Origin of the sequence: Salmonella sp. SSDFZ54 (genome assembly GCF_004010735.1) — a bacterium.
Taxonomy (GTDB): Bacteria; Pseudomonadota; Gammaproteobacteria; order Enterobacterales; family Enterobacteriaceae; genus Salmonella; species Salmonella enterica.
In genome coordinates this window covers 1,806,499-1,833,340 of sequence record NZ_CP034819.1, presented here as the reverse complement: position 1 = coordinate 1,833,340, position 26,842 = coordinate 1,806,499, and the positions used below count along the sequence as shown (strand labels likewise).

Here is a 26,842-nt window from a genome sequence, read left to right as displayed (position 1 = left end):
ACAGACTATGAAAATTAGCGACGGAAACTGGCTGATCCAGCCTGGCCTTAATTTGATTCACCCGGTTCAGGTGTTCGACGTTGAACAGCACGGGAATGAGATGGTGGTCTATGCCGCGCCGCGCGATGTCCGCGAACGAACCTGGCAACTGGATACCCCGTTGTTTACCCTGCGCTTTTTCTCGCCGCAGGAAGGAGTGATAGGTGTACGGATGGAACACTTCCAGGGCGCTTTGGATAACGGCCCACATTATCCGCTCAATGTCTTGCAAGATATCAACGTGGAGATGCGGAACAACGCCGAATTTGCCGAACTCAAGAGCGGCAGCCTGAGCGTGCGCGTCACCAAAGGCGAGATCTGGTCTCTGGATTTTCTGCGCAACGGTGTACGTATCACCGGTAGTCAGTTGAAAAATAACGGCTATGTGCAGGACACCAATAGCGGGCGCAACTACATGTTCGAGCGTCTGGATCTCGGCGTGGGCGAAACCGTCTACGGGCTGGGCGAGCGCTTTACCGCGCTGGTGCGTAACGGTCAGACGGTGGAGACCTGGAACCGCGACGGCGGCACCAGTACCGAACAGTCTTACAAGAACATCCCGTTCTATATCACCAACCGTGGCTACGGTGTGCTGGTAAACCATCCGCAGTGCGTGTCGTTTGAAATTGGCTCCGAGAAAGTCTCCAAAGTCCAGTTCAGCGTTGAGAGCGAGTATCTGGAATACTTCGTCATCGACGGCCCGACCCCGAAAGACGTGCTGAACCGCTATACCCAATTTACGGGTCGTCCGGCGCTGCCGCCCGCCTGGTCGTTTGGCCTGTGGCTGACCACCTCATTTACCACCAACTACGACGAAGCGACCGTTAACAGCTTTATCGACGGTATGGCCGAGCGCAATCTGCCGCTGCACGTCTTCCACTTCGACTGTTTCTGGATGAAAGCTTTTCAGTGGTGCGATTTTGAATGGGACCCGGTGACTTTCCCCGATCCGAAAGGGATGATTCGCCGCCTGAAAGCGAAAGGGCTGAAAGTCTGCGTGTGGATTAACCCCTACATCGGCCAGAAATCCCCGGTCTTCCAGGAGCTGAAAGAGAAAGGATATTTGCTAAAACGCCCGGACGGCTCCTTGTGGCAGTGGGATAAATGGCAGCCGGGACTGGCGATTTACGACTTCACCAACCCGCAAGCCTGCGAATGGTATGCCGACAAGCTGAAGGGCCTGGTGGAGATGGGAGTGGACTGCTTCAAAACTGACTTCGGCGAACGCATTCCAACGGATGTGCAGTGGTTTGATGGTTCAGATCCACAGAAAATGCACAACCATTATGCCTACATCTACAACGAACTGGTGTGGAACGTGCTGAAAGAGACCGTGGGCGTTGAAGAGGCGGTGCTGTTCGCCCGTTCCGCCTCGGTGGGCGCGCAACAGTTCCCGGTGCACTGGGGCGGCGACTGTTACGCCAACTACGAATCGATGGCGGAAAGCCTGCGCGGCGGGCTGTCCATCGGCCTGTCAGGGTTTGGCTTCTGGAGTCATGATATTGGCGGATTCGAGAATACCGCGCCGGCGCATGTCTACAAGCGTTGGTGCGCATTCGGCTTGCTCTCCAGCCACAGCCGCCTGCACGGTAGCAAATCCTACCGGGTTCCGTGGGCCTATGACGACGAGTCCTGTGACGTGGTGCGCTTCTTCACCGAACAGAAGTGCCGGATGATGCCATATCTGTATCGGGAAGCGGCGCGTGCCAACGAAGCCGGTACGCCAATGTTGCGGGCGATGATGCTGGAGTTCCCGGACGATCCGGCGTGTGATTATCTTGATCGCCAGTACATGCTGGGAGATGCGGTCATGGTAGCGCCGGTATTTAGTGAAGCGGGCGACGTGGAGTTCTACCTGCCAGAAGGCCGCTGGACGCACCTGTGGCGCAACGATGAAGTGCAGGGCAGCCGCTGGCATAAACAGCAGCATGACTTCCTGAGTCTGCCAGTGTACGTGCGTGACAATACACTACTGGCGTTGGGCAACAATAGCCAGAAGCCCGATTACGCCTGGCATGAGGGTACGGCCTTCCAGTTATTCCATCTGGATGACGGTTGCGAAGCGGTCTGCGAAGTCCCTGCTACGGATGGTTCGACTATCTTTACGTTGCAGGCGAAACGCACAGGCAATACCATTACGGTGAGCGGCGAAGGCGAGGCGCGCAACTGGACGCTGTGTCTGCGTAATATTACGCAGATTAGCGGTACCAAATGCGGTTCATATGCGGGAAGTGAACTGGGCGTAGTGGTCACCCCGCAGGGAAATGAAGTGGTAATTACGCTTTAAATCTGAATCGCCGGATGGCGCCGTGAGCTGCGCTTATCCGGCCTACAAATGAGCAAGAACCGTAAGCCCGGTAAGCGCCATCGCCACCGGGCAAGCCCTCAATTACAGCGCTGGCTCCGTTGACGTAACTTCACCGCCGGACACCACGCCCGCTTGCATCGTCTGCGTTATCTGCTGCTTTTGTGCGTTGACCGCGTGTAATTGCCCGTTTACCGTCGGTTTCAACGGCGCATCGGCCTGAATATTGCCGCTGGCCGTGAGCTGAATATTGCCATCGCCAGCAATCGGTAATGCCGGCCAGCCCCACTGCTGTAGCACATCCATTGGTACGCCGCGTCCGTTCAGGCTGATTTGCGTCTGACGCTGCGGCAGTTGCGATACGCTGGCAGTGGCTTCCAGTATCCCTTTTCCAGTAAACGCGCTCAGATCGCTGATGTTGACCGTGCTGGCATTAGCCGTCAACGACAGCGACGGGCGGCGCACGTCCACACGGTTAAAGGTTGCCGCTGCGGCGTTGAGGGTCGCATTGCCGCTCCAGACGCCCCATTGATGATGTTGTACCAGCTCCAGGTTTGCGCCGTAGCCGTCAAGGGCGGTGATTTGCCACGGGAAGGCCGGGTCGATATCAATCACCAGATTGCGGCTGGCGCTGAATTTTTTCAGCGTCAGGCTGTTCAGCCAGTCGGGCAACGGCTTCATCCATAACTGCTTCCAGTTTTCCGGCAGCGTATACTCCAGCCCGGCGATAGCGGTATCGTCCAGAATAAGCGCTTTGCCTTCGCGTAACCAGGCGCCGGAAGTTCTGACCATACCGCCTTCCCAGCGGGTAGTGAACTGGCGTAGCGCAACGCCCTGTGGTGAAAATTCGGCGTTCAGGATTGGATCGAGCAAGTGCAGCGAGCCGTAAATAAACTCGCTGGCGTTCATCGATAATTTACCTTCCTGACTTTGCCAGTCTTCTTTGCGCAGAGTCAGATTGCGCAAACTCAGGTCAAGATCGGTGACTGCCCAGTCTGGTCCTTGCAGGCTGGAGTCCGTAACTTCAAGACGACCAATCTGCAAAGATGGAACCGTAGTAAGCGGCGCGAAAAACTCGCTCAGGGATTTATCGCTTTGTAACCGAATATCATTCAGCCGCAGATTTTCAACGACCCAACTACCATCAGCGTTACGCCGGGCGACGCCGGTTAACGCTCCGCGCGCCATATCGGCGCCAACGGTGTTTAACATCACCTGATCATGGTCGATACTGCCTTCAATAAGCACATTCGTGGCGGGAACGTCGTTTAACGTCAGCGAACCGGCGCTCAGTTGGATCTGGGCTTTATTGCCCAATACCCGACCGGCTTCGGGGCGCCAGGGCATAACGCCGCCGTTAACGCGCTGGGCGCTCAACCGCCATTCGCTACCGGGACTATTGAGCGCCATATTGCGAAGTTGCAGGCGGTCGGCCTCAAACGGGAAAGGGGCGGTTTGCACTGAAATATTCAGCGTGCCGTCCTGTAACAGAATCGTGTCGACATGCAGCGGCGCGGTTAACTGGCGAATGCTCAGACCGATATCTACGGTTTTCGCGACCAGGGTAGCAGGCTGACCATCACGACCAAAGGTCACATTCTCCAGTAAAAGATGGGATGGGGCGGAAAAACGATGATCCATCACGTCGAATGTGAGGTGATAACCGCTGTTCTCTGATACCCAGTTGCTGACATGATCTGCGCCCCAGCGCGTTTGCAGCAGAAAATAAAAGCCGAAAATCACCACTAAACAGGCGATCAGCACGTAGAGAAGCAACCTCCCAATCAATTTCATGGTCTTCCATCCCGTGAAATGCACATAGGGGATTTATGCACGATTTGCGTGCAATCCTCAAGACAGGAATGGTGAAAGAGCGTTACAGCAGCGGCGAATCGTGTCGCCGCCGCAGGGTTTTTACGGTTTTTCCGGCGGGAGAATCAGGTTCAGCACGATAGCCGTGATGCCGCCAGCGGCAATTCCGGATGAGAGCAGATTTTTCACCCATTCCGGCGCGAACTGCAGGATCTGCGGCTGTTGCGAGACGCCAAGACCCACGGCTAGCGACAGGGCGATAATCAGAATCGCGCGGCGGTTCAGTGGCTCACGCGAGACAATACGCACCCCGGAGGCGGCAATGGTGCCGAACATCACCAACGTGGCGCCGCCGAGCACCGGTTCCGGGATATGCTGCACAAAACCGCTTACCGCCGGGAACAGGCCGAGCACAATCAGCATCAGCGCGACGACAAATCCCACATAGCGACTGGCGACGCCGGTCAACTGAATTACGCCGTTGTTCTGACCGAAACAGGAATTCGGGAACGTATTAAATACCGCTGAAACAAATGAGTTCAGGCCGTTAGCCAGTACGCCGCCCTTTAGCCGTTTCATGTACAAGGGGCCGGATACCGGCTGCTCGGAGACATCAGAGGTAGCGGTGATGTCGCCGATGGTCTCCAGCGACGTAATCATAAAGACCAGCATCAACGGCAGTAACAGGTTCCAGTCAATGCCCAGACCATAATACAGCGGGGTCGGCACCATCAGGATGTCCTGTGAGACCGGCGTGTTATTCTCAGGCAACATGCCCATAAACCAGGCCAAAAGATAGCCAGCCGCCATGGCAATAACCAAAGAAGCCACGCGCAGGTAGGGATTACGCTGCCGATTCAGCAGGATAATAATGGCCAGGACGACGCCGGCCAGCAGCAGGTTTTTCGGTGCGCCAAAGGTGTTGTCGCTCATGGCGGCATAGCCGCCGCCGATGGAGGTTAGCCCCACCTGAATCAGCGACAGGCCAATAATCATTACCACGACGCCGGAGACTAACGGCGTGATAATCCGGCGCGCCAGATGTAGAATGCGAGAAAGCACCATCTCGGTGCAGCTTGCCAGCATCAGCGTGCCGAACAGCGCCGCCATCATCGTCGGGACGTCCGCGCCGCCGGTTTTCAGCGCGGTACCGCCCATAATCAGCGGGGCGACAAAGTTAAAACTGGTTCCCTGGATGGATAACAGCCCCGATCCTACCGGCCCCCACGCTTTGATTTGAATAATAGAGGCTACGCCGGAGGCGAACAGCGACATGCTGATAATGTGTTGCGTATCCTGCGCCGGTAAACCCAACGCCTGGCAGATTAACAGCGCTGGCGTGATTACCGCGACAAACATGGCCAGCAGATGCTGACAAGCGGCAAAAAGGGTTTGAGGGAGCGGCGGGCGATCTTCAAGACGGTAAATTAATTCGCTGTTTTGCGTCTGCGCAACCGGTTGCGCATCTGCCGGCTCGATGGCGTTAACGGACATCAGGGACATTCTCGTGGTGGAAAAGCGGTGATTTATCTGACCAGATGGTAAAAGCAAACGATTGCGAGCGAATATTCTTAATATTTAAAAAAGATAAATGCACCTTTTTATATAACTTTTTGCCTTTTTCTGCTTAAAATCCATGCCGAAGACTCGCAAAGAGCTACAAAACTGACTCAGGAAATGATTTGTGCGCACGTGTCACAGCGCACTACAGGAGCTTTAAATGTTTGAACTCGATACCTTATCGACCCTTGTCGCCGCCACGCTGGTGCTGCTACTGGGTCGCAAGCTGGTCCAGTCTGTCTCCTTACTGAAGAAATATACGATTCCGGAGCCGGTGGCAGGGGGGTTACTGGTCGCGGTTGCTCTGCTGGTACTGAAAAAAAGCGTCGGTTGGGAGGTCAACTTTGATATGACCCTGCGCGATCCGTTGATGCTGGCGTTTTTCGCGACGATCGGCCTTAACGCGAACCTTGCCAGCCTGCGCAAGGGGGGACGCGTTGTTGGCGTCTTCCTGGTCGTCGTGGTCGGATTACTGCTGATGCAGAATGCCATCGGTATCGGCATGGCGAGTCTGTTGGGGCTGGACCCGTTAATGGGGCTGATTGCCGGGTCAATTACGCTGTCCGGCGGACACGGTACCGGCGCGGCGTGGAGTAAACTGTTTGTCGAACGTTATGGTTTTGCCAGTGCCACCGAAGTTGCAATGGCATGTGCAACCTTTGGTCTGGTGCTGGGCGGGTTGATTGGCGGCCCGGTAGCGCGTTATCTGGTGAAACACTCCACCACGCCGGATGGAATGCCTGACGATCAGGCCGTGCCGACAGCCTTTGAAAAGCCGGATGTGGGTCGTATGATCACCTCTCTGGTGCTAATCGAAACTATCGCCCTGATTGCTATCTGTCTGACCGTGGGCAAAATCGTAGCGCAGCTACTGGCGGGAACGGTGCTTGAACTGCCGGTCTTCGTTTGTGTGCTATTTGTTGGGGTGATCCTCAGCAATGGCCTGGCGCTGGTGGGTTTTTATCGCGTATTTGAGCGTGCTGTTTCGGTGCTGGGGAACGTGAGTTTGTCACTGTTCCTGGCAATGGCGCTGATGAGCCTGAAGCTGTGGGAACTGGCGTCGCTGGCGCTGCCGATGCTGGCGATTCTGGTGGTACAGACCATCTTCATGGCGCTGTACGCGATCTTCGTCACCTGGCGTATGATGGGGAAAAACTATGATGCGGCGGTGCTGGCGGCGGGTCACTGCGGTTTTGGCCTTGGCGCAACGCCGACCGCCATTGCTAATATGCAGGCGATTACCGACCGTTTTGGCCCCTCGCATATGGCGTTCCTGGTGGTGCCGATGGTCGGCGCGTTCTTTATCGATATCGTCAATGCGTTGGTGATCAAGCTGTACCTGATGTTACCGATTTTCGCGCAATAAGGGTTTGTACGGCGGCATTAAAGCCGCCGTGCTCACTAGGCGTTGGAATAACGTTCGGTTTCCGGCATCCAGCGCTCAATCAGCGCTTGTGCCTGCTGCGGATAACGTTCGTGAATATGACGGGCAATACGCTGAACTTCGGGGATCATGGCTTGATCGCGCAGCAAATCAGCTACTTTAAATTCGGCGTTACCCGTCTGGCGCGTGCCCAGTAATTCCCCCGGGCCGCGAATCTCTAAATCTTTTTGTGCAATCACAAAGCCGTCGTTGCTGTCGCGCAATACCTGTAAACGCTTCTGCGCCGTTTTCGACAACGGCGATTTATAGAGCAGCACGCAGTGCGACGCGACCGCGCCACGGCCAACGCGTCCTCTGAGCTGGTGTAACTGCGCCAGGCCCAGTCGCTCCGGGTTTTCAATAATCATCAGGCTAGCGTTAGGAACATCGACCCCCACCTCAATCACCGTAGTGGCGACCAGCAGTTGCAGTTCGCCCTGCTTAAAGGCCTGCATCACCGCCTGTTTTTCGGCGGGCTTCATGCGGCCGTGTACCAGGCCGATATTCAACTCCGGTAACGCCAGCTTGAGCTCCTCCCAAGTGGCTTCCGCCGCCTGCGCTTCCAGCAGGTCAGATTCTTCAATCAGCGTACAGACCCAGTAGGCCTGACGGCCTTCGGTTGTGCAGGCGTTGCGCACACGATCAATGATTTCATGGCGACGGGTATCCGGAATCGCAACGGTAGTGACAGGGGTACGGCCCGGCGGTAGCTCGTCAATCACCGAGGTATCGAGATCGGCGTAGGCAGTCATCGCCAGGGTGCGAGGAATGGGCGTTGCGGTCATAATCAACTGATGCGGATGAAAGCCCTGCTGCTGGCCTTTTTCCCACAATGCCAGCCGCTGGTGGACGCCAAAGCGGTGCTGCTCATCGATAATGACCAGCGCCAGCCCGTTAAACTGCACCTGTTCCTGGAAGATAGCGTGGGTGCCGACAATCATCTGCACCTGACCGCTGGCAATAGCCTCTTGCTGCGCCTGACGCGCTTTACCTTTTTGCTTACCGGCCAGCCAACCCACTTCAACGCCCAACGGTTCGAACCAGTTGCGGAAATTATTTGCGTGCTGTTCAGCCAGCAATTCGGTCGGCGCCATCAGCGCCACCTGCTTACCATGAGCGATGGCGCGTAGCGCCGCCAGGGCGGCAACCAGCGTTTTCCCTGAACCGACGTCGCCCTGAACCAGACGCATCATCGGCACATCCAGCGCCATATCACGTTCGATCTCTGCCACCACCCGCGCCTGCGCGCTGGTGGGTTTAAACGGCAACGACGCCAGCAGCTTGTCTTTCAATATGTTGTTGGTACTTAGCGGCTGAGCGTGATAGCGCTGCGCGCCTGCGCGAAGCGCCAGCATACTGAGATTATGCGCCAGTAGCTCTTCAAGAATAAGCCGCCGCTGCGCTGGGTGTTTGCCGGTTTCTAAATCGGCGAGCTGGAGCGTCGGCGGCGGGCGATGCAAGGTACGTAGCGCCTCCGGCAGGCTCATCATACCCTGCGCCAGTTCCGGCGGCAGTAGTTCGGCAATGGCGCAGGTGTCGAGCAACTCCAGCGCCTGATCGGTAAGCTTGCGCAGTGTCGCTTGCTTCACGCCCTCGGTGGTCGGATAGACGGGGGTGAGTGTTTCCTGAAGTTCCGGCGTGCTGAGATCGCCCTGCAGGCGATATTCCGGATGGATCATCTCTGCGCCATACTTGCCGCGCTTCGCTTCCCCGTAGGCCAGCACACGTCGTCCCGTCGCCAGGCTGTTTTTCATCGCCGCGTTAAAATTGAAAAAGCGCATGGTAAGAATGCCGGAACCGTCGCTAATCTGGCAGGTCATCATCCGACGACCGCCGAAAGTGATATTGCAGTTCAGCACTTCGCCTTCAACGGTGGCGTAGATGCCAGGCAGCAGTTCGCCAATGGGGTAGAGATGGGTGCGGTCTTCGTAACGCAGAGGGAGGTGGAGCAGGAGGTCCTGCACGGTGTGCAGGCCAATTTTCGCCAGTTTACTGCTTTGCGCTGCGCCGACGCCTGTCAGGGAATTGAGCGGAACAGCGTCTAACAAGCGGCCTGACATGGTGATTACCCTGCCGCCTGCATCGTCGCCCACCAGTCAGCATCGGCGTCTATTTCGCCCTGCTGATTGACGCGAGGATAAGGCAGACCTTTACGTTTAGCGACTTTCGCCAGCACCGGATAACCACCCTCAAACAGCAGGCGCTGCTGTTCATCTTCCGGCAACATGCTATTTTCACGCAGATACATGCCCGCGTTCTGACGCTGGCGCTGGGCTTCATAAAGAATGAGCGCGGAGGCGACGGAAACGTTCAGCGACTGTACCATGCCGATCATCGGAATGATGATGTCCCGATCCGCCAGGGCTAATGCTTCCTGAGTAATACCGGTTTTCTCCTGACCCATCAGAATACAGGTCGGGCGCGTGTAATCAATCTCGCGAAAGTCTACGGCTTTATCAGAAAGATGGGTTGCCAGAATCTGCATTCCCCGTCCTTTCAAATGGGCTACCGCATCGCCAATGGTACGGTGAGTTTTCACCTGTACCCAACTGTTGCTGCCCGCCGCCGCGGAAGCCATGGTGCGCATCCGGCTACCAGGCCAGATGGCATGGACTTCATGGACGCCAACGGCATCTGCGGTACGAATGATTGCAGAAACGTTATGAGGTTTGTGGACTTGCTCCATGCAGACCGTGAGATCAGGCTGACGCCTGGCGAGCATTTCGCATATACGCGCATAACGTTTTGGATTCATAGCGCTAGTTTCGGTTACGGGTGACTTTAATAACGTCTGGCATCACGCGGATTTTGCGCATGATATTCGCCAGATGTACGCGATCGCGTGCGGTAAGGCGAATAAAGGTACTATAGACGCGACCATCTTTCTCTTCAGTATTCAGGCTTTGAATATTGGAGGTGGTGGTATTAATCGCCGCCGTCAGGTTAGCCAGCGCGCCCTGATGGTTAAACATTTCCACCTTGATTTCGGTAATGAATTCCTGCTCCGTCTCTTTGTCCCATTCGACCGCCATAAATTTCTCTGGCTCTTTCTGGTATCCACGGATATTACGGCAGGATTCGTGGTGGATCACCAGTCCTTTACCTGGGCTTACGTGAGCGATGATCGGGTCGCCTGGGATCGGACGACAACACTTCGCAAAGGTGATAAGCACGCCATCCGCGCCTTTAATCGGCAGGTGGCCGTGATTCGATTGCGCAACGGTCGGCACCACGGCTTCGCCTTGCTGCAGATTTTTCGCGACCACTACGCTCATCGCGTTGCCGAGACCGATCTCCGCCAGCAGATCGTCAAGCGTTGCCAGCTTCATACGATCCAGTTCGCGCTGAATATTTTCCTGCGGAATTTCCGCCAGCTTACGACTGCCGCCTAAAGCATGGTTAAGCAGACGACGGCCCAGGCTTACGGAGTCATCACGTTTGAGGTTTTTCAGCAACTGACGAATTTTAGCGCGCGCTTTAGAGCTGACGACAAAGTTCAGCCAGGCGGCGTTGGGACGCGCGCCCGGCGCGGTAATAATTTCGACGGTCTGACCGCTGCTAAGCGGCTGCGACAGCGGATAAGGCTGGCGGTCGACACGCGCGCCGACGCAGGCGTGGCCGATGTCAGTATGCACTGCATAGGCAAAATCCACCGGCGTAGCGCCAGCGGGCAGTTCGACAATGCGCCCTTCCGGGGTGAAAACGTAAATCTCATCCGGGAAGAGATCGGATTTTACGCTTTCGATAAATTCAAACGAACTACCGGCGCTCTGTTGTAGCTCCAGCAGGCTCTGCATCCAGCGCTGGGCGCGGATCTGCGCCGTGGTGCTGGTCTCACCGTGTTCTTTATACGCCCAGTGCGCCGCGACCCCCATTTCCGCCATCTGATCCATATCTTCGGTACGGATCTGGACTTCAACAGGAACGCCGTGCGGGCCGATCATTGAGGTGTGCAAAGACTGATAGCCGTTCGCTTTGGGAATGGCAATATAGTCTTTCACCCGTCCCGGACGCGGCTTATAGAGACTGTGCATCTGGCCGAGTACGCGATAGCAGGTATCGGAGTCATGAACGATGACGCGAAACGCGTAAATGTCCATGATCGAGTGAAAACGCTGCTCTTTGAGCACCATTTTACAGTAGATCGAGTAAAGATGTTTTTCGCGACCGCTAACGCGACACGGAATTCCCGCCTCTTGCAAACGTCCTTCGATTTCAGAGAGGATTTTTTGGATCATCTCTTTACGGTTGCCGCGCGCCGCTTTTACCACTTCTTTAATGACGCGGTAACGATTGGGATACAGCGCTTCAAAACCCAGCTCTTCCAGCTCGGTTTTAATGTGATGAATACCTAAACGGTGCGCCAGAGGACTGTAGATTTCCAGCGTTTCGCGGGCAATACGACGACGTTTATCCGGGCGTAATGAGCCCAGCGTGCGCATGTTATGGGTACGGTCAGCAAGCTTAATGAGGATGACGCGGATATCCTGCACCATCGCCATAATCATTTTGCGAAAGTTTTCGGCCTGCGCCTCTTTCTTATCGCGGAACTTGAGCTTATCAAGCTTAGACACCCCCTCTACCAGCTCGGCAACGCTTTTACCAAAAAGCTGTTCCATGTCCTGATAGGTGGCGGGGGTATCTTCAATCACGTCATGCAGCAGAGCGGCCATCAGCGTTTCGTAGTCGAGTTTCATCTCGGCCAGAATACAGGCCACCGCTACCGGGTGCGTGATATAGGGTTCACCGCTTGAACGTGTCTGGCCCTCGTGAGCGTCACGTGCAACGAGATACGCCTGCCGAAGACGCTTAATCTGGTCTTCCGGCAGGTAGGTTTGAATCAGTTGATTCAGGCTTTCAAACAGATACAAGGGCGACCCGCTTTGTGATTAACGACGACCTTCAGCAATAGCGGTAACGGCTTGTAATTCAGCGGCTTCCTGCTCTTGCTGTTCCTGGCGCTCGCGGACGTCGAGGATCTGGTTGTTAATCAGACCTTCTTCGATTTCGCGCAGCGCGATAACGGTAGTTTTATCGTTTTCTTCCGGTACCAGCGGATCCTTTCCGCCTACCTGCATCTGACGAGCGCGACGCGCGGCGACCAGTACCAGGTCAAAACGGTTACCAATTTTCTCTACAGCGTCCTGAACAGTTACGCGTGCCATACTTAAAATGCTCCACAGGTGAAGAAATGACTGGGCATGATACTGAAAGTGGGTTCAGTCTGCCAACAATTTGCTGATTAAAGCGTCATGACGCTGCTTTTGGCGGCTCATACGCAGACGTTCAGCGCGAATGATGGTTTTCAAGTCGCTTAACGCGGTATCAAAGTCGTCATTCACAATAAGATAATCATATTCGGCGTAATGGCTCATTTCTGCAACCGCTTGCGCCATTCGTTTGGCAATGACTTCTTCGCTATCTTGCCCGCGGCCGCGTAAACGGCGATCCAATTCGATCTTTGACGGCGGCAAAATAAAAATGCTGCGTGCTTGCGGCATCTTTTCGCGAATTTGCTGGGCGCCCTGCCAGTCGATATCCAGAAAAACATCAACGCCGGTTGCCAGCACTTGCTCAATGGTTTCGCGCGAAGTGCCGTAGTAATTGCCAAACACTTCCGCGTGCTCCAGAAACGCCTCCCTGCCAATCATGGTTTTAAACTCATCATGATTTACAAAGAAATAGTGCTCACCGTGCACTTCACCCGGACGCGGCGCGCGCGTGGTATGTGAAACGGAAACCTGAGTGTCATACAACGGTTGGGTTTTTAATAAAGCCTGAATCAGGCTGGATTTACCCGCGCCACTGGGGGCAGAAACAATATAAAGCGTACCTTGAGCCATGAGTATCTTACGTCTGTGATTATCGAAATAGAGCCTTGATACGGGCTTATTATACACATCGCCGTTATGCGACGTAGTCTTTGTCACACTTTTTGCGCCAGATTATTGCATTTTGCGTCCCTTTTTCCGCTTTTATCGCGTCGTTGCAGCAACCCACCAAAAAATCTGGAAAGCGGCTCGGATGATGCATTTTTACCTGTCGGTTTTTATTCACTAAAGCGCTATACCTGCCGGGCAATGTGCGCAGGAGGTCGTGATGAGATTATGGAAAAGTATGGCGTGGGGAATTTTATTGTGGCATTCGCAGAGTGGGGCGCTTTGCCCGGCCTGGCCGCCAGCAAGGGCCGCTGAAGAAATCGCCCGTTTACAGCAACAGCTCGCTGACTGGAATGACATCTACTGGAAACAAGGTGTTAGCGCGGTTGACGATAGTGTGTACGACCAACTCAGCGCAAGGCTGGTTCAGTGGCAACGCTGTGTTGGTCAGGATGTTTCATCTACTCCGGTTTCACCGCCGTTAAACGGTACAACAATGCACCCTGTTGCGCACACGGGCGTACGCAAACTTGCGGACCGACAGGCGGTAGAACAGTGGATGCGCGGGCGCAGCGAGCTTTGGGTACAACCAAAAGTGGATGGCGTAGCGGTAACGCTGGTTTATCAAAACGGTAAACTGGCCAGGGCTATCAGCCGGGGTAACGGACTACAAGGCGAGGACTGGACGCCAAAAATTCGCCTGATCCCCTCTATACCGCAGACAACACAAGGCGCGCTAGCTAACGCGGTGTTGCAGGGCGAAATCTTTCTACAGCGCGAGGGGCATATCCAGCAACGGATGGGCGGGATGAATGCGCGCTCGAAAGTCGCAGGAATGTTAATGCGCCAGGATAACGCCTCCGCGCTAAATTCGTTGGGTATTTTTATTTGGGCGTGGCCGGACGGTCCGGCAAATATGCCCGAAAGATTAAGCCAACTTGCTAAGGCTGGATTCAGTCTGACGAAGAAATATTCCCTGGTGGTAAAAGATGCCAGCGAGGTCGAGCGGGCGCGCCAGTCATGGCTGACGTCAGCGTTACCCTTTGTGACGGATGGCGTAGTGATACGCATGGCTAAAGAGCCCGCGGCACAATACTGGCGACCCGGGCAGGGCGACTGGCTGGCAGCATGGAAATATCCGCCAGTAGCGCAGGTCGCGCAAGTGAGCGCTATTCAGTTCTCGGTGGGGAAAAGCGGCAAAATTACCGTAGTAGCGTCGCTTGTCCCCGTTATATTGGATGATAAGCGGGTTCAGCGGGTCAATATCGGCTCTGTGAAACGTTGGAAAGCGTGGGATATCGCGCCGGGCGATCAGATCCTGGTGAGTCTGGCGGGGCAAGGCATTCCCCGGCTTGATGAGGTCGTCTGGCGGAGTCGTGAGCGGAGTAAGCCTGTACCGCCTGATAGCCATTTCAACTCGCTGACCTGCTTTTACGCGTCGGAAACGTGTCAGGAACAGTTTATCTCCAGGCTGGTATGGCTGGGGTCACGGTCGGCGTTGGGTCTGGACGGAATGGGCGAAGCCAGCTGGCGGGCCTTGCATCAGACGCATCGCTTTGAGCATATCTTCTCCTGGCTTGCCCTGACGTCAGCGCAAATAGCCAACACGCCAGGCTTTGCTAAAGGAAAAAGCGAGCAGATATGGCGGCAATTTAACCTGGCGCGCCGGCAGCCGTTTACCCGCTGGATCATGGCGATGGATATCCCCTTAACGCAGGCCGCATTACAGGCCAGCGGCGATCGCTCATGGGAGCAGTTATTAATGCGAACAGAGCAATACTGGCGGCAGTTGCCAGCGACGGGCGAGCGTCGTGCCGGGAGAGTTATCGACTGGCGGGATAATCCGCAGATCACAACGCTGAGCAGATGGCTGGCTGCTCAGCATATTCCCGGATTTGGGTCTTAGTGCCCTTCATGGCGGTAATAAAATACCGGCAGGCCAAGTTTAAGACGTAGCGCTAATAACCTTGCTGTAAAGCCAAACAGTAGCGTAGAGATAACGACGACATCCGGATTCATGACGTAATGTTGCAGCGCAATATAGAGCACCGCCGAGGCGAACGAAATGCCGGCATATAGCTCTTTTTGAAACACCAGTGGAATGCGTTTGCAGAACATATCGCGGAGCACGCCGCCAAAGACGCCGGTAGTGACGGCGGCTACCACGGCGATAATTGGCCCTTCGCCCATATCAAGGGCTATCTGAGCGCCAATAATAGAGAAAACCACCAACCCCAGCGCGTCAAGTACCAGGAAAAGCTTGCGTAAATAGGGCATGACGGGGGCAACAATGGTGGTCAATACAGCGGCAGTCGCCACAATAATGACATATTCGGGATGCTTCACCCAACCCAGCGGATAGTGACCGAGCAGAATGTCGCGAACCGAGCCTCCACCAATGGCGGTGGCGGTAGCAATAATAATTACGCCGAATGTATCCATGCGACGACGACCTGCAGCGAGTGCGCCCGTCATGGCCTCGGCAGTGATGCCAATTAAATAAAGAACGTGCAACAGCATGATTTCCCCCTAATTTACTGGGGGCGAAGATTAACGATTTGTGCGCTGTATCACGATTGAGATTTTCTAAGGCATTACAAGATTAATAAATTTTAGTAATGATTTTAAATTTATAATTAATAATTATTTATTATAAATATCAATAAATTGAACATCATTTTTGTGGTTTATTGTATGCGGGGTTTTTCTGTTTTGACTTAGATAAATTAAAATAACGGCGCCCTGGACGCGCCGCCGGTGAATCATTTCATTATGGCTGCTGTGCGGTAAGTTGTGTGATGAAGCGCTGGCGCGAGCGTTCCACATACTGTTGCAAGCCATTGGAATCAAAGAATGCCTGTGTATCGCCGTTACGAAGTTGCTGTCGTTTCTCCAGTAGCCCGAAGCGGTCACCTTTGTTGGCAATAAAGATATCAACATGCTGGGCGGCCAGTGTCTTAAAGCTACCCTGAATATCAGTAACCAGGTCAGGGTAATTTTTGTTGTTAATCAGCAGATAGTCGGGCGTGGCGAGACTATCTGCGTAAATTAGCGTCTTGCCGTTGCGGAGCGTTACGCGCCAGGAAGTTGAGCCGGGCAGATGTCCAGGCGTGAATAGCGCTGTCACGGTTATCCCTCCGAGGCTGATGCTTTCCTGGTTGTGGATAATTTTATCAGTGGTGACGGGCGGGAAGGGGAGCGCATCGCCAAGCGCAAAATCCTCTCGTCCACCCCTCGCCATCTGATCGGCGTTGGGTTGGCTGGCGACCAATTGTGCGCCGCTCCACGCTTTCAAACGTGCCATGCCCCCCGCTTGATCCAGCCGCGCATGGCTATTCAACAGATAGCGCACGTCTGTGAGGCGGAATCCTGCCGCTTCAATATTCGCTTTAATTTGCGGTGCGCTTTCATCCAACCCCGCATCAATAAGAATATGCCCTGCCGGAGTGGTCAGCAGAATAGAAGAGAGATTTTTCGTGCCGACATACCACACGCCTTCTGTGATTTGAAACGGCTTTATAGGCTTAGCCCACGCTTTAAACAGTGATAACGGAGGCGCGGGTGATAACGGTTGTGAAGGATCTAATGCCGCCATGGCAGGAAGTGCTGATGTTGAAAATATACATACAAAGAATAATGCATAGCGATTCATAATGTTCTCCTGATTGAAGCGCCCGCAGTATACCTGGCAGTAATTTAGCCAGGTTCAATAAGAGAGACGTTTAATGAACTTGCTGCAAATGGATATGAACCTGTTAAAAGTACTCTATGTGCTGCTGGAGACGAGCTCTACGGGGAAAACGGCGCAAAAGCTGGCTTTGTCGCCTTCTGCGGTAAGTCATGCGCTAATGAGATTGCGCGATGCGCTAAACGATCCGTTGTTTCGACGGGAAGGGAACCGCCAGATTGCTACGCCTTATGCGCAGGCGCTGCGTGACAAATTGGCGCCTGTGTTTGTTTCGCTTAATGAGGAGCTGTTTGGCGATAAAGAGAACGGCTCCCGTTGTTTTCGGGTGGTACTTCCTCCCGCATTGAACGCGCTGCTTACGCCCGTTCTCGCAGAGAAAGGTCATCTTCATCAGGCGGTGATCGAGTGCCTTCCTTTTGCCCGCCGACCCTGGCGTGATGAACTGTTGGATAGCTCGGTTGATTTGGTGCTGGCAATTGGCGACCATCAAAAGCAGGTCAGCGCTCTGCATTACGAGCGGGTGGGGACTACGCGTTTGATCGCGGTTTATGGCGCGCCATTGCGTTCACGTCTGGAGAATGCCACAGCGTTGAATTTTGCTGATCTACAGCATTATCAACACATTTACTGTTTGCCGTGGACAAAAGAGAACAACGAACTGGACAGGCAGCAGGCTCGTGCCGGGTTTGAACGTCCGCTGGCGTTTGTTTGTCATGATTACAGTCAACTGGCGCCTGCTGTCCAGTCGGCGCCGCTAATGGCGATTGTACCGCGCCCCTGGTATGAAAATTTATCCGATAAGCGCGGTCTTTTTGTCCTGCCGCTTGCCGGGGAGCAGGCGGAAGGCGCTATTTTTATGCAGTATCGGGCTTCAACGGTAGAGTGGAAGCGACGCCTTATCGACGCTATTCGCCGGAAATTAAAAACGTACTACCGATAAACGCGAGAGCCCGCATAAGGCGGGCGCTGTGACATATTGAGCGCCAGAATTATTCAATATTCTGGATCTGCTCGCGCATTTGCTCGATCAACACTTTTAATTCAATAGCGGAGTTAGTTACATCAGCGTTGATGGATTTGGAGGCCAGGGTGTTCGACTCACGGTTAAATTCTTGCATCATGAAGTCCAGACGGCGACCTACCGCCTCTTTTTTCTTCAGGATGTTGTAAGTCTCTTTGACGTGCGCTTCCAGACGATCCAGCTCTTCCGCCACATCAATGCGTTGCGCCATCATCACCAGCTCTTGCTCCAGACGGTTGTTTTCCAACTGAACCTGAGCATCTTCCAGCTTCGCGACCAGGCGCTCACGCTGCCATTGCAGGATTTCCGGCATATGCGCGCGGACTTTCGCTACTTCGGCGCTGACGCCTTCCAGACGTTGTTCAATCAGCGCTTTCAGCGCCTGGCCTTCCGTTTCGCGCGCGACGATAAAGTCATCCAGCGTACCGTCCAGTGCGGCTAAAATTTCTGCGGCAATCGCGTCCAGATCCTGCTCTTGCGCCGCCATGACACCTGGCCAGCGCAAAATATCAACCGGATTGATTTCCCCTTCGTCGCTCTGCATTTTGACCCAGTTTGCGGCGCTAACTAATTGTTTCGCGAGCTTTTCATTCAGAATAAGCTCGCCTTGCGCGCTGGCATCGGGTTCAAAACGCAGCATACATTCGACTTTGCCGCGCGTCAGGCGTGTACGAATGCGTTCGCGCACGACGGGTTCAAGACTACGGAACTGTTCCGGCAGACGAAAGTAAGTTTCCAGATAACGCTGGTTTACCGAGCGCATTTCCCAGGTCGCGCTACCCCATTCACCCTTGATTTCACGCCGGGCGTAGGCGGTCATACTGCGGATCATAGATGTTCCCGTTTTTAAAGGAGAGATGAGGGGATTATAGCTATCCAGGCCTTGTCAGGATAGGAATAACCATCGGAAGTCCGTATAATGCGCAGCCACATTCGTTTTAAGCCGGAGATCTCAATATGCGTCCAGCAGGCCGTAGCGCTAATCAGGTGCGTCCCGTAACCCTGACCCGTAACTATACAAAACACGCTGAAGGCTCGGTACTGGTCGAATTTGGAGATACCAAAGTGTTGTGCACTGCCTCCATTGAAGAGGGCGTTCCACGTTTTCTGAAAGGACAAGGCCAGGGGTGGATCACCGCAGAGTATGGCATGTTGCCTCGCGCTACCCATACCCGTAACGCGCGCGAAGCGGCAAAGGGTAAGCAGGGCGGTCGTACTATGGAAATTCAGCGTTTGATCGCGCGTGCGCTGCGTGCGGCGGTCGATCTGAAAACGCTCGGCGAATTTACCATTACGCTGGACTGCGATGTAATCCAGGCCGATGGCGGTACGCGTACAGCGTCTATTACCGGCGCCTGCGTGGCGTTGGCGGATGCGCTGAATAAATTGGTTGCCAACGGTAAGCTGAAAACCAACCCGATGAAAGGCATGGTGGCGGCGGTTTCCGTAGGCATCGTTAACGGCGAAGCGATCTGCGATCTGGAATATGTTGAAGATTCCGCCGCAGAAACCGACATGAACGTCGTGATGACTGAAGACGGCCGCATTATTGAAGTACAGGGTACCGCGGAAGGCGAGCCGTTCAGCCATGAAGAACTTCTCACTTTGTTGGCGCTGGCCCGAGGGGGAATTGAATCCATTGTGGCGACGCAGAAGGCGGCGTTAGAAAATTGATTTTAAGGCGACTGAAAAGTCGCCTTTTTTTTGTCCGTAAATTTCGTAAATGATGAAAGTAAGAAAAGGAGCGAATCCATGAAACCGTATCAGCGCCAGTTTATTGAGTTTGCGCTTAACAAGCAGGTACTAAAGTTTGGCGAGTTTACGCTGAAATCCGGGCGCAAAAGCCCCTATTTCTTCAACGCCGGGCTGTTTAATACCGGGCGCGACCTGGCGTTGTTAGGCCGTTTTTATGCCGAAGCGCTGGTGGATTCCGGTATTGAATTTGATCTGCTGTTTGGCCCCGCGTACAAAGGTATTCCGATCGCGACGACGACGGCGGTTGCGCTGGCGGAACATCACGATAAAGACCTGCCGTACTGCTTTAACCGCAAAGAGGCAAAAGATCATGGCGAAGGCGGGAGTCTGGTGGGCAGCGCGCTACAGGGCCGCGTGATGCTGGTGGATGACGTGATTACCGCAGGTACGGCGATTCGCGAGTCGATGGAGATTATTCAGGCGCACGGGGCTACGCTGGCTGGCGTACTGATTTCGCTGGATCGTCAGGAACGTGGCCGCGGCGAGATTTCCGCGATTCAGGAAGTGGAGCGCGACTATGGTTGTAAGGTTATCTCCATCATTACGCTGAAAGACCTGATTGCCTATCTGGAAGAAAAACCTGATATGGCTGAGCATCTGGCGGCTGTGCGAGCATACCGGGAAGAATTTGGCGTGTAAGCGAATTGCCCGGTGGCGCTTTACCGGGCCTATGTTTCTGTCGCCTGGATAAGGCGTGAGCCACTATCCAGTCAGCGTTACTGTAGCTGAGCGGCAATGAGCGGCCAGCGGGCGTCGAAATCGTCCGTTGGGCGGTATTTAAATTCGCTACGCACGAACCGTGAAAGCATACCTTCACAGAAGGCTAACAGTTGGCTTGCCAGCAGATTTTCATCCGTCGTGTAGCCTTCGCCTTCACGCATTCTTTTTTCTCGTAGCACCTGACGGAGCTGCACTTCGATGCGTTCAAAAAGCTGATTAATACGCCCCTGCAGGCGATCCTGTTCAAACATCAGCGCGTGCCCGGTAAGAATGCGCGTCAGGCCAGGGTTGCGTTCGCCAAAACCCAGAATCAGCAACACAATCAGGCGCAAACGCGTGCTGGTGTTTTTTTCATCTTTTAAAATCAGATTGATACGGGTAATCAGACTATCTTCGATAAACTCAATCAGGCTATCGAACATGCGGGTCTTGCTGGGAAAATGGCGGTATAGCGCCGCTTCTGAAACGCCGACCGAGGCCGCCAGTTTTGCCGTCGTGATGCGTTGGCTTCCATCGCTGGATTCAAGCATCAGCGCCAGTGACTGAAGTATTTCTTCGCGACGATTCCTTTTCGCAGTTTGTTTTTCTGCCATGTTACAAAATACCCCTGAAAATAAGCACTTGCCAGGCGAGCACCCACGCTATAACCGCAAACTCAGCGCTTGCGGCAGTATTATGACGTTATGGGGATGCGTAAAATTTACTTACGGCCAGAATGACCGAAGCCGCCCTCGCCACGTTCGGTGGCGTCAAATGCTTCCACCAGATTAAATTCGGCCTGAACGACCGGAACAAACACCATTTGCGCGATGCGTTCGCCCGGTTCAATGGTAAAACTGTCCTGACCACGGTTCCAGATCGAAACCATCAGTTGCCCCTGATAATCGGAATCAATCAGCCCGACCAGGTTGCCCAGCACGATACCATGTTTATGGCCCAGGCCAGAACGCGGCAACATGACTGCCGCCAGTGATGGATCGGCGATATGAATGGCCAATCCGGTAGGCACCAACGTCGTTGCGCCAGGCGCCAGTTCTACGGCGTCGTCGAGACAGGCGCGCAGGTCAAGCCCGGCAGAACCAGAAGTAGCATAAGTCGGCAGCGGAAACTGCTGACCAACACGCGGGTCCAGAATCTTAACGTCGATTTTTTTCATCATAACGGGTCACGATCTCGTCGAGTAATAATTGGCCCAGGAGTTCTTTTCGCTCAAGCGGTAAGACTTTATCTCCATCCTGCCAGAAAAGGTGTAAAGCGTTTTTATCGCTATTAAACCCCTGATTTGAAAGAGAAACATCATTTGCACAAATCAGGTCAAGGTTCTTACGGATACGTTTTTGCCGGGCGTATTCTTCCACATTATTCGTTTCCGCGGCAAACCCAACAACGTAGGGGCGATTGTCACTGAGTGCGGCCACCCCGGCGACAATGTCCGGGTTTTTGACCATTTTTATTAGTAATTCATCACCTTGCGCCGCCTGTTTTTTGATTTTTTCACTGGCGATAGTCTCTGCGCGATAGTCAGCCACGGCGGCGCAGCTAATGAAAATATGCTGCTGTTGAACGGCGGCCTGAACAGCGGCTTCCATGTCCAGCGCGGTTATGACATCAACCCGTTTTACAAAAGGCGGCGTCGGTAACGAAACGGGACCGGAGACCAGCGTGACATTTGCGCCGCGACGCGCGGCGGCCGCCGCAATAGCGAAGCCCATTTTACCTGAGCTGTGGTTGGAAATATAACGCACCGGGTCGAGCGGTTCGCGCGTCGGGCCTGCCGTAATCATGATATTAAGATGTCGCAGATCGTTGACGGCAGCGAAATGCGCGGCGGCCTTATCAACGATAACTAATGGGTCCAGCATTCGGCCTGGGCCTACATCGCCGCACGCCTGACTGCCGCTATCCGGCCCCCAAATGAACAGGCCGCGAGAGGCGAGCACCTCCAGATTATGTTGCGTGGCGGCAGCGCGGTACATCTGTTGGTTCATGGCCGGAAGAACGGCCACCGGGGCTGGCGTCGCCAGGCAGATGGTGGAGACTAAATCATTAGCCATACCCGATGCTACACGGGCGATCAGGTCGGCGGTCGCGGGGGCAAGAATCACCAGGTCGGCCCATTTCCCCAACTCGATATGCCCCATCGCGGCTTCAGCGGCAGGGTCAAGCAGACTGTCGGATACGGGATAGCCCGACACTGCCTGTAAGCTCAGGGGGGTAATAAAGGCTTTTGCCGCCTCGGTCATTGCTACGCGCACGTCAGCGCCGCGCTCACGTAAACGGCGCACCAGCTCCGGCGTTTTATACGCAGCAATACCGCCGCTAACGCCGAGAACAATTTTTTTACCGGCCAGGCTCATCATGTCTTTCCTGTGGGGTGACTTTGAAAGGCGGCTATTTTATCACAATCTCTACGGCGTCGTGTCGTTGCCTGCGTTCCACTTTGCGAGGCGCTACGCAAGAACAAAATCAGGGCGTCGATCTCTCCCAAAGGCTGTGCCACTATGCCGCTTCCTTAAAAAAGGAGGTGCGCGTATGGATACGTTGGACGAATTATTACCGCGTGAAAAAATGCTCAGATCCGGCATTGCTTCCCTCAGCGACGTGGAACTGCTGGCGCTTTTTTTACGTACCGGCACGCCGGGAAAAGATGTTATGACGTTGGCAAAAGAGATATTGCAGCACTTTGGGTCGCTGTATGGCCTGCTGTCGGCGGACTTTGCGCAGTTTCGCGGCGTAAACGGCATCGGCCTGGCGAAATTCGCGCAGTTGAAAGGCATTGCTGAGCTGGCAAGGCGCTATTACAGCGTGCGCATGAATGAGGAAAGTGCGTTGCTGAGTCCGGAAATGACGCGGGAATTTCTGCAAAGCCAACTGACGGGCGAAGAGCGTGAGATCTTTCTGGTGATCTTCCTCGATGCCCAGCACCGGGTGCTTCAGCACAGCCGCCTGTTTTCCGGCACGCTTAACCACGTAGAGGTGCATCCGCGTGAGATTGTTCGGGAAGCGATTAAACTCAATGCTTCAGCGGTCATTCTGGCGCATAACCACCCTTCAGGCTGCGCAGAGCCAAGTAAAGCAGATAAACTTATCACTGAGCGCGTGATAAAGTGTTGCCAGTTTATGGATATCCGGGTGCTCGATCACCTGATAATTGGGCGCGGAGAGTACGTTTCTTTTGCCGAACGCGGCTGGATTTAAGATTCTTTGCGCGATCCATCGGGATCTTTGTCTGTTCGGGACTTGAGCATATCGCCGGGTCAGCGTATACTACGCCACCTTTGAGAATCTCGGGTTTGGCATTTGGGCCTGGCAATCGAGAGTTCAATAGAACTGCGCGATGACCAGGCTGTAAAGCCTGACGAGGCGCCGATACCCCATACGAAGCTCGAGCTAATTTGATTTTTGGAGAATAGACATGTCCCGAGTCTGCCAAGTTACTGGCAAGCGTCCGGTGACCGGTAACAACCGTTCCCACGCACTGAACGCGACTAAACGCCGTTTCCTGCCTAACCTGCACTCTCACCGTTTCTGGGTTGAGAGCGAGAAGCGTTTTGTCACCCTGCGTGTATCTGCTAAAGGTATGCGTATCATCGATAAAAAAGGCATCGAAACAGTTCTGTCTGAACTGCGTGCCCGTGGCGAAAAGTACTAAGTACTAAGAGGAAATAAGTCATGGCTAAAGGTATTCGTGAGAAAATCAAGCTGGTTTCTTCTGCTGGTACTGGTCACTTCTATACCACTACGAAGAACAAACGTACTAAACCGGAAAAACTGGAACTGAAAAAATTCGATCCAGTTGTCCGTCAGCACGTGATCTACAAAGAAGCGAAAATCAAATAATTCTCGCTTTGATGTAACAAAAACCTCGCTTCGGCGGGGTTTTTTGTTTTCTGGCCGTCCCCATATTAATGAGACCTGCCACACAGCCGGAGACGTTATGCCTGAATTACCCGAAGTTGAAACCAGCCGCCGGGGTATTGAACCCCATTTAGTTGGCGCTACTATCCTGCACGCCCATATCCGTAACGGTCGTCTGCGCTGGCCGGTTTCAGACGAAATTTATCGTCTGAGCGATACACCCGTCCTTAGCGTTCAGCGTCGTGCTAAATATTTACTGCTGGAGCTGCCTGACGGCTGGATAATTATTCACCTGGGGATGTCGGGAAGCTTGCGGATACTGTCGGAAGCGCTGCCGGCGGAAAAGCACGACCATGTCGATTTGGTGATGAGCAATGGCAAAATTCTACGTTATACCGATCCTCGCCGCTTTGGCGCCTGGTTATGGACCAAAGAGCTGGAAGGGCATAACGTACTGGCGCATCTGGGACCGGAGCCGCTAAGCGATGAGTTTAATGGCGAATATTTGCGGCAGAAATGCGCGAAGAAGAAGACGGCGATTAAACCCTGGCTGATGGATAACAAGCTGGTGGTCGGCGTGGGGAATATCTACGCCAGCGAGTCGCTGTTTGCCGCTGGTATTCACCCTGACCGCCTGGCGTCGTCACTCTCGACAGAGGAGTGCGACCTGCTGGCGCGGGTGATTAAAGCCGTTTTGCTGCGCTCTATTGAACAAGGCGGGACAACGCTGAAGGATTTTCTGCAAAGCGATGGGAAGCCGGGCTATTTTGCGCAGGAGTTGCAGGTGTACGGGCGCAAAGGCGAGCCGTGTCGGGTATGCGGTACGCCGATAGTCGCAACGAAACACGCACAGCGTGCGACGTTCTATTGCCGTCACTGTCAGAAGTAAAACGCCAGGCCAGGCAAGGAAACTTATTTCAACTTATCCATTAGCGCCTGATACACGTTGTCCGGCAGAAAGTGGGTCACATCGCCCTGATGGCGCGCCACTTCTTTGACCAGCGACGATGAAATAAACGACCACTCTTTGGACGGCATCAGGAAAACGCTTTCCAGTTGCGGCATCAGATGGCGATTCATATGCGCCAACTGCATTTCATATTCAAAATCCGCCACCGCGCGCAGACCACGAATCAGGATATTCGCCTGTCTGTCGCGGGCGAAATTGGCCATCAGGTCGCTAAAGCCCACCACCTCTACGTTATCCAGGTGTGCGGTCGCTTTTTGCGCCAGCGCCACACGTTCGTCCAGGGTGAACATGGGTTTCTTGCCGGGGCTGGCGGCGATGGCCAGAATGACATGGTCGAACATCTGCGTTGCGCGCGTCACAATATCGAGATGACCGTTAGTAATCGGATCAAACGTACCTGGATAAATCGCCCGTTTTTGCATGACAGTCCTCAATGCGTTTTCGGTGGCAGATAAGGTTCCAGCAGTTGCAGCAGACGCTGGAGCGCGCCCTGATTTTGATACAGCACTTCAACTGCGTGACGTCCGTAGAAATTACGATAATCAGCGTCGGTCAGTAAAGAGGAAACTTCTTTTGCCAGCGTAGCCGCATCGGTAATCGTGATAAGTCCGCTCGCCTGATCCAGACGGGCGCAAATATCTTTAAAGTTAAAGGTATGCGGGCCCATCAGTACCGGAATCGCATGAGCGGCGGCCTCCAGCGGGTTATGACCGCCGCGTTCAACCAGCGAACCACCAACAAAGGCGAGATCGGCAATGCCATAGAGCAACATTAATTCGCCCATGGTATCGCCTACCACGACCTGGGTGCTGGCGGACGGCACTTCGCCCGAAGAGCGAGTGATGTAGCTTAACCCTGCCTGACGCACAAGATTGATAGCATCCGGGAAACGCTCCGGATGGCGGGGCACCAGAATCAGTAATAAATTCGGGAATTGATGTAATAACGCCTGGTGAGCGGCGATAACGATACTCTCTTCGCCATCGTGGGTGCTGGTGGCAATCCAGACCGGACGGTGCGGCGCCCACTGGCGGCGTAGCGTAACGGCTTTAGCCGCCAGCTGCGGCGTAACTGAAATATCAAATTTCAGACTGCCGGTGACCGTGACCTGATTGTTCTTCGCGCCCAATGCCACAAAGCGTTCGCCATCTTCTTCGTTTTGCGCGGCAATCAGGGTGATACGGCGCAGGAGCGTACGGACAAACTTGCCAAGCTTCGCATAACCCGCGGCGGAGCGGGCGGAAAGCCGCGCATTAGCGATAACCAGCGGAATATGACGTTTGTGCAGCGCAGCAATCAGATTTGGCCAGAGCTCAGTCTCCATGATCAATACCAGCTTAGGATCAATCTCATTGAGGAAACGATTGAGCGCATCGGGCAAATCATAAGGCAAGTAAACGTGCTGAACATCGTTGCCAAAGGCGGACTGGACGCGCTCCGAGCCGGTCGGCGTCATGGTCGTTACGGTAATAGGCAGATCGGGATAGCGATGACGTAGAGCGCGGACCAATGGGATGGCCGCCAGAGTTTCGCCCACCGAGACGGAATGCAGCATGATTCCGCCCGGTTTCAACGGACGGCGGTAGAATCCGTAGCGTTCACCCCAGCGTTTACGATAGGCCGGCGCTTTACGTCCACGCACCCAAAGCCGTATCCAGATCAGAGGCTGAATAAGGTAGAGAAGAGCGGTGTAAAGCAATTCGAGCATAGTAAATAGCTGACTTATGGATGTGCTGGGGATTCTATGTATTTAGCCTGGGCTTTACCATTACTTTTCCCATTTTTGCGCCAAATTGGCTCAGAAGCGAGGAT

Annotated in this window: 25 protein-coding genes; 10 read left to right on the top strand and 15 right to left on the bottom strand. The window is 54.2% G+C overall.

What is annotated here, in order from left to right; translation table 11 throughout:
* Positions 1 to 7: 7 nt before the first annotated feature.
* Positions 8 to 2,326 carry an alpha-xylosidase gene (yicI, locus tag EOS97_RS09150; protein ID WP_000703005.1) on the top strand — a complete coding sequence of 773 codons (2,319 nt, stop codon included), beginning with the start codon at positions 8 to 10 and terminating at the stop codon, positions 2,324 to 2,326.
* 102 nt (positions 2,327 to 2,428) lie between these two features.
* Here yicI and EOS97_RS09145 read toward each other — a convergent pair whose 3' ends face one another.
* Positions 2,429 to 4,138 carry an AsmA family protein gene (locus EOS97_RS09145; RefSeq protein ID WP_000766662.1) on the bottom strand — a complete coding sequence of 570 codons (1,710 nt, stop codon included), beginning with the start codon at positions 4,136 to 4,138 and terminating at the stop codon, positions 2,429 to 2,431.
* 120 nt (positions 4,139 to 4,258) lie between these two features.
* On the bottom strand, positions 4,259 to 5,650 hold the full coding sequence (gene xanP / locus EOS97_RS09140) for a xanthine/proton symporter XanP (protein ID WP_000115430.1): 1,392 nt from the start codon (positions 5,648 to 5,650) through the stop codon (positions 4,259 to 4,261).
* 226 nt (positions 5,651 to 5,876) lie between these two features.
* Here xanP and gltS point away from each other — a divergent pair, with 226 nt between their 5' ends.
* Positions 5,877 to 7,082, top strand: a complete 1,206-nt coding sequence (gene gltS, locus EOS97_RS09135; protein ID WP_000462255.1) for a sodium/glutamate symporter — start codon at positions 5,877 to 5,879, stop codon at positions 7,080 to 7,082.
* Positions 7,083 to 7,117: 35 nt separating this feature from the next.
* On the opposite strand, the gene recG is transcribed toward gltS, so the two are convergent.
* The 5 genes from recG to gmk are packed head-to-tail and all read right to left on the bottom strand — an operon-like array spanning position 7,118 to position 12,982.
* A complete protein-coding gene (gene recG, locus EOS97_RS09130) occupies positions 7,118 to 9,199 on the bottom strand; it encodes an ATP-dependent DNA helicase RecG (RefSeq protein ID WP_000016751.1) in 2,082 nt (693 codons plus the stop codon).
* 5 nt (positions 9,200 to 9,204) lie between these two features.
* On the bottom strand, positions 9,205 to 9,894 hold the full coding sequence (trmH, locus tag EOS97_RS09125; RefSeq protein WP_001068433.1) for a tRNA (guanosine(18)-2'-O)-methyltransferase TrmH: 690 nt from the start codon (positions 9,892 to 9,894) through the stop codon (positions 9,205 to 9,207).
* Between the two features lie 4 nt (positions 9,895 to 9,898).
* Positions 9,899 to 12,010 carry a bifunctional GTP diphosphokinase/guanosine-3',5'-bis pyrophosphate 3'-pyrophosphohydrolase gene (gene spoT / locus EOS97_RS09120; RefSeq protein ID WP_000280481.1) on the bottom strand — a complete coding sequence of 704 codons (2,112 nt, stop codon included), beginning with the start codon at positions 12,008 to 12,010 and terminating at the stop codon, positions 9,899 to 9,901.
* Positions 12,011 to 12,028: 18 nt separating this feature from the next.
* On the bottom strand, positions 12,029 to 12,304 hold the full coding sequence (gene rpoZ, locus EOS97_RS09115) for a DNA-directed RNA polymerase subunit omega (RefSeq protein ID WP_000135058.1): 276 nt from the start codon (positions 12,302 to 12,304) through the stop codon (positions 12,029 to 12,031).
* A gap of 54 nt (positions 12,305 to 12,358) precedes the next feature.
* Positions 12,359 to 12,982, bottom strand: a complete 624-nt coding sequence (gmk, locus tag EOS97_RS09110; RefSeq protein WP_000046966.1) for a guanylate kinase — start codon at positions 12,980 to 12,982, stop codon at positions 12,359 to 12,361.
* A 256-nt stretch (positions 12,983 to 13,238) separates the two neighbouring features.
* Here gmk and ligB point away from each other — a divergent pair, with 256 nt between their 5' ends.
* Complete coding sequence (gene ligB / locus EOS97_RS09105) at positions 13,239 to 14,924, top strand: NAD-dependent DNA ligase LigB (protein ID WP_001241827.1); 1,686 nt, start codon at positions 13,239 to 13,241, stop codon at positions 14,922 to 14,924.
* On the opposite strand, the gene EOS97_RS09100 is transcribed toward ligB, so the two are convergent.
* On the bottom strand, positions 14,921 to 15,538 hold the full coding sequence (locus EOS97_RS09100) for a trimeric intracellular cation channel family protein (protein WP_000924334.1): 618 nt from the start codon (positions 15,536 to 15,538) through the stop codon (positions 14,921 to 14,923). The genes ligB and EOS97_RS09100 overlap by 4 nt on opposite strands.
* Before the next feature lie 250 nt (positions 15,539 to 15,788).
* The gene (locus EOS97_RS09095; protein ID WP_001082963.1) at positions 15,789 to 16,670 is read right to left on the bottom strand and encodes an HARLDQ motif MBL-fold protein; all 882 of its coding nucleotides are present in this window, start codon (positions 16,668 to 16,670) and stop codon (positions 15,789 to 15,791) included.
* Between the two features lie 73 nt (positions 16,671 to 16,743).
* On the opposite strand from EOS97_RS09095, the gene EOS97_RS09090 reads away from it, so the two are divergent.
* A complete protein-coding gene (locus tag EOS97_RS09090) occupies positions 16,744 to 17,646 on the top strand; it encodes a LysR family transcriptional regulator (protein ID WP_001050866.1) in 903 nt (300 codons plus the stop codon).
* A gap of 49 nt (positions 17,647 to 17,695) precedes the next feature.
* On the opposite strand, the gene EOS97_RS09085 is transcribed toward EOS97_RS09090, so the two are convergent.
* Complete coding sequence (locus EOS97_RS09085) at positions 17,696 to 18,559, bottom strand: YicC/YloC family endoribonuclease (RefSeq protein WP_000621352.1); 864 nt, start codon at positions 18,557 to 18,559, stop codon at positions 17,696 to 17,698.
* Between the two features lie 125 nt (positions 18,560 to 18,684).
* On the opposite strand from EOS97_RS09085, the gene rph reads away from it, so the two are divergent.
* Together rph and pyrE are read left to right on the top strand one after the other, a co-directional pair.
* Entirely contained in the window at positions 18,685 to 19,401 is a 717-nt protein-coding gene (gene rph, locus EOS97_RS09080) for a ribonuclease PH (protein WP_001247078.1), read from the top strand.
* 78 nt (positions 19,402 to 19,479) lie between these two features.
* Positions 19,480 to 20,121, top strand: coding sequence for an orotate phosphoribosyltransferase (gene pyrE, locus EOS97_RS09075; protein ID WP_000806167.1), 642 nt, complete (start codon positions 19,480 to 19,482; stop codon positions 20,119 to 20,121).
* Between the two features lie 77 nt (positions 20,122 to 20,198).
* Here pyrE and slmA read toward each other — a convergent pair whose 3' ends face one another.
* The 3 genes from slmA to coaBC all read right to left on the bottom strand — a co-directional run bounded on the left by slmA (position 20,199) and on the right by coaBC (position 22,559).
* Complete coding sequence (gene slmA, locus EOS97_RS09070) at positions 20,199 to 20,795, bottom strand: nucleoid occlusion factor SlmA (RefSeq protein ID WP_000818608.1); 597 nt, start codon at positions 20,793 to 20,795, stop codon at positions 20,199 to 20,201.
* A 107-nt stretch (positions 20,796 to 20,902) separates the two neighbouring features.
* Positions 20,903 to 21,361 (bottom strand): dUTP diphosphatase, encoded by a 459-nt coding sequence (gene dut, locus EOS97_RS09065; protein WP_000976078.1) that lies wholly within the window; start codon positions 21,359 to 21,361, stop codon positions 20,903 to 20,905.
* On the bottom strand, positions 21,339 to 22,559 hold the full coding sequence (gene coaBC / locus EOS97_RS09060; RefSeq protein ID WP_000050176.1) for a bifunctional phosphopantothenoylcysteine decarboxylase/phosphopantothenate--cysteine ligase CoaBC: 1,221 nt from the start codon (positions 22,557 to 22,559) through the stop codon (positions 21,339 to 21,341). Before coaBC ends, dut begins: the two co-directional genes overlap by 23 nt.
* A gap of 175 nt (positions 22,560 to 22,734) precedes the next feature.
* On the opposite strand from coaBC, the gene radC reads away from it, so the two are divergent.
* The 4 genes from radC to mutM all read left to right on the top strand — a co-directional run bounded on the left by radC (position 22,735) and on the right by mutM (position 24,949).
* A complete protein-coding gene (gene radC, locus EOS97_RS09055; RefSeq protein ID WP_000380129.1) occupies positions 22,735 to 23,400 on the top strand; it encodes a DNA repair protein RadC in 666 nt (221 codons plus the stop codon).
* 217 nt (positions 23,401 to 23,617) lie between these two features.
* Entirely contained in the window at positions 23,618 to 23,854 is a 237-nt protein-coding gene (gene rpmB / locus EOS97_RS09050) for a 50S ribosomal protein L28 (protein WP_001519051.1), read from the top strand.
* A 20-nt stretch (positions 23,855 to 23,874) separates the two neighbouring features.
* A complete protein-coding gene (gene rpmG, locus EOS97_RS09045) occupies positions 23,875 to 24,042 on the top strand; it encodes a 50S ribosomal protein L33 (protein ID WP_001051798.1) in 168 nt (55 codons plus the stop codon).
* 97 nt (positions 24,043 to 24,139) lie between these two features.
* Positions 24,140 to 24,949: a bifunctional DNA-formamidopyrimidine glycosylase/DNA-(apurinic or apyrimidinic site) lyase gene (gene mutM / locus EOS97_RS09040; protein ID WP_001114516.1), complete on the top strand. Its 810-nt coding sequence runs from the start codon at positions 24,140 to 24,142 to the stop codon at positions 24,947 to 24,949.
* Between the two features lie 23 nt (positions 24,950 to 24,972).
* On the opposite strand, the gene coaD is transcribed toward mutM, so the two are convergent.
* A complete protein-coding gene (coaD, locus tag EOS97_RS09035; RefSeq protein WP_001171882.1) occupies positions 24,973 to 25,452 on the bottom strand; it encodes a pantetheine-phosphate adenylyltransferase in 480 nt (159 codons plus the stop codon).
* Between the two features lie 8 nt (positions 25,453 to 25,460).
* Positions 25,461 to 26,738 (bottom strand): lipid IV(A) 3-deoxy-D-manno-octulosonic acid transferase, encoded by a 1,278-nt coding sequence (gene waaA / locus EOS97_RS09030; protein ID WP_000891580.1) that lies wholly within the window; start codon positions 26,736 to 26,738, stop codon positions 25,461 to 25,463.
* Between the last annotated feature and the right edge of the window lie 104 nt (positions 26,739 to 26,842).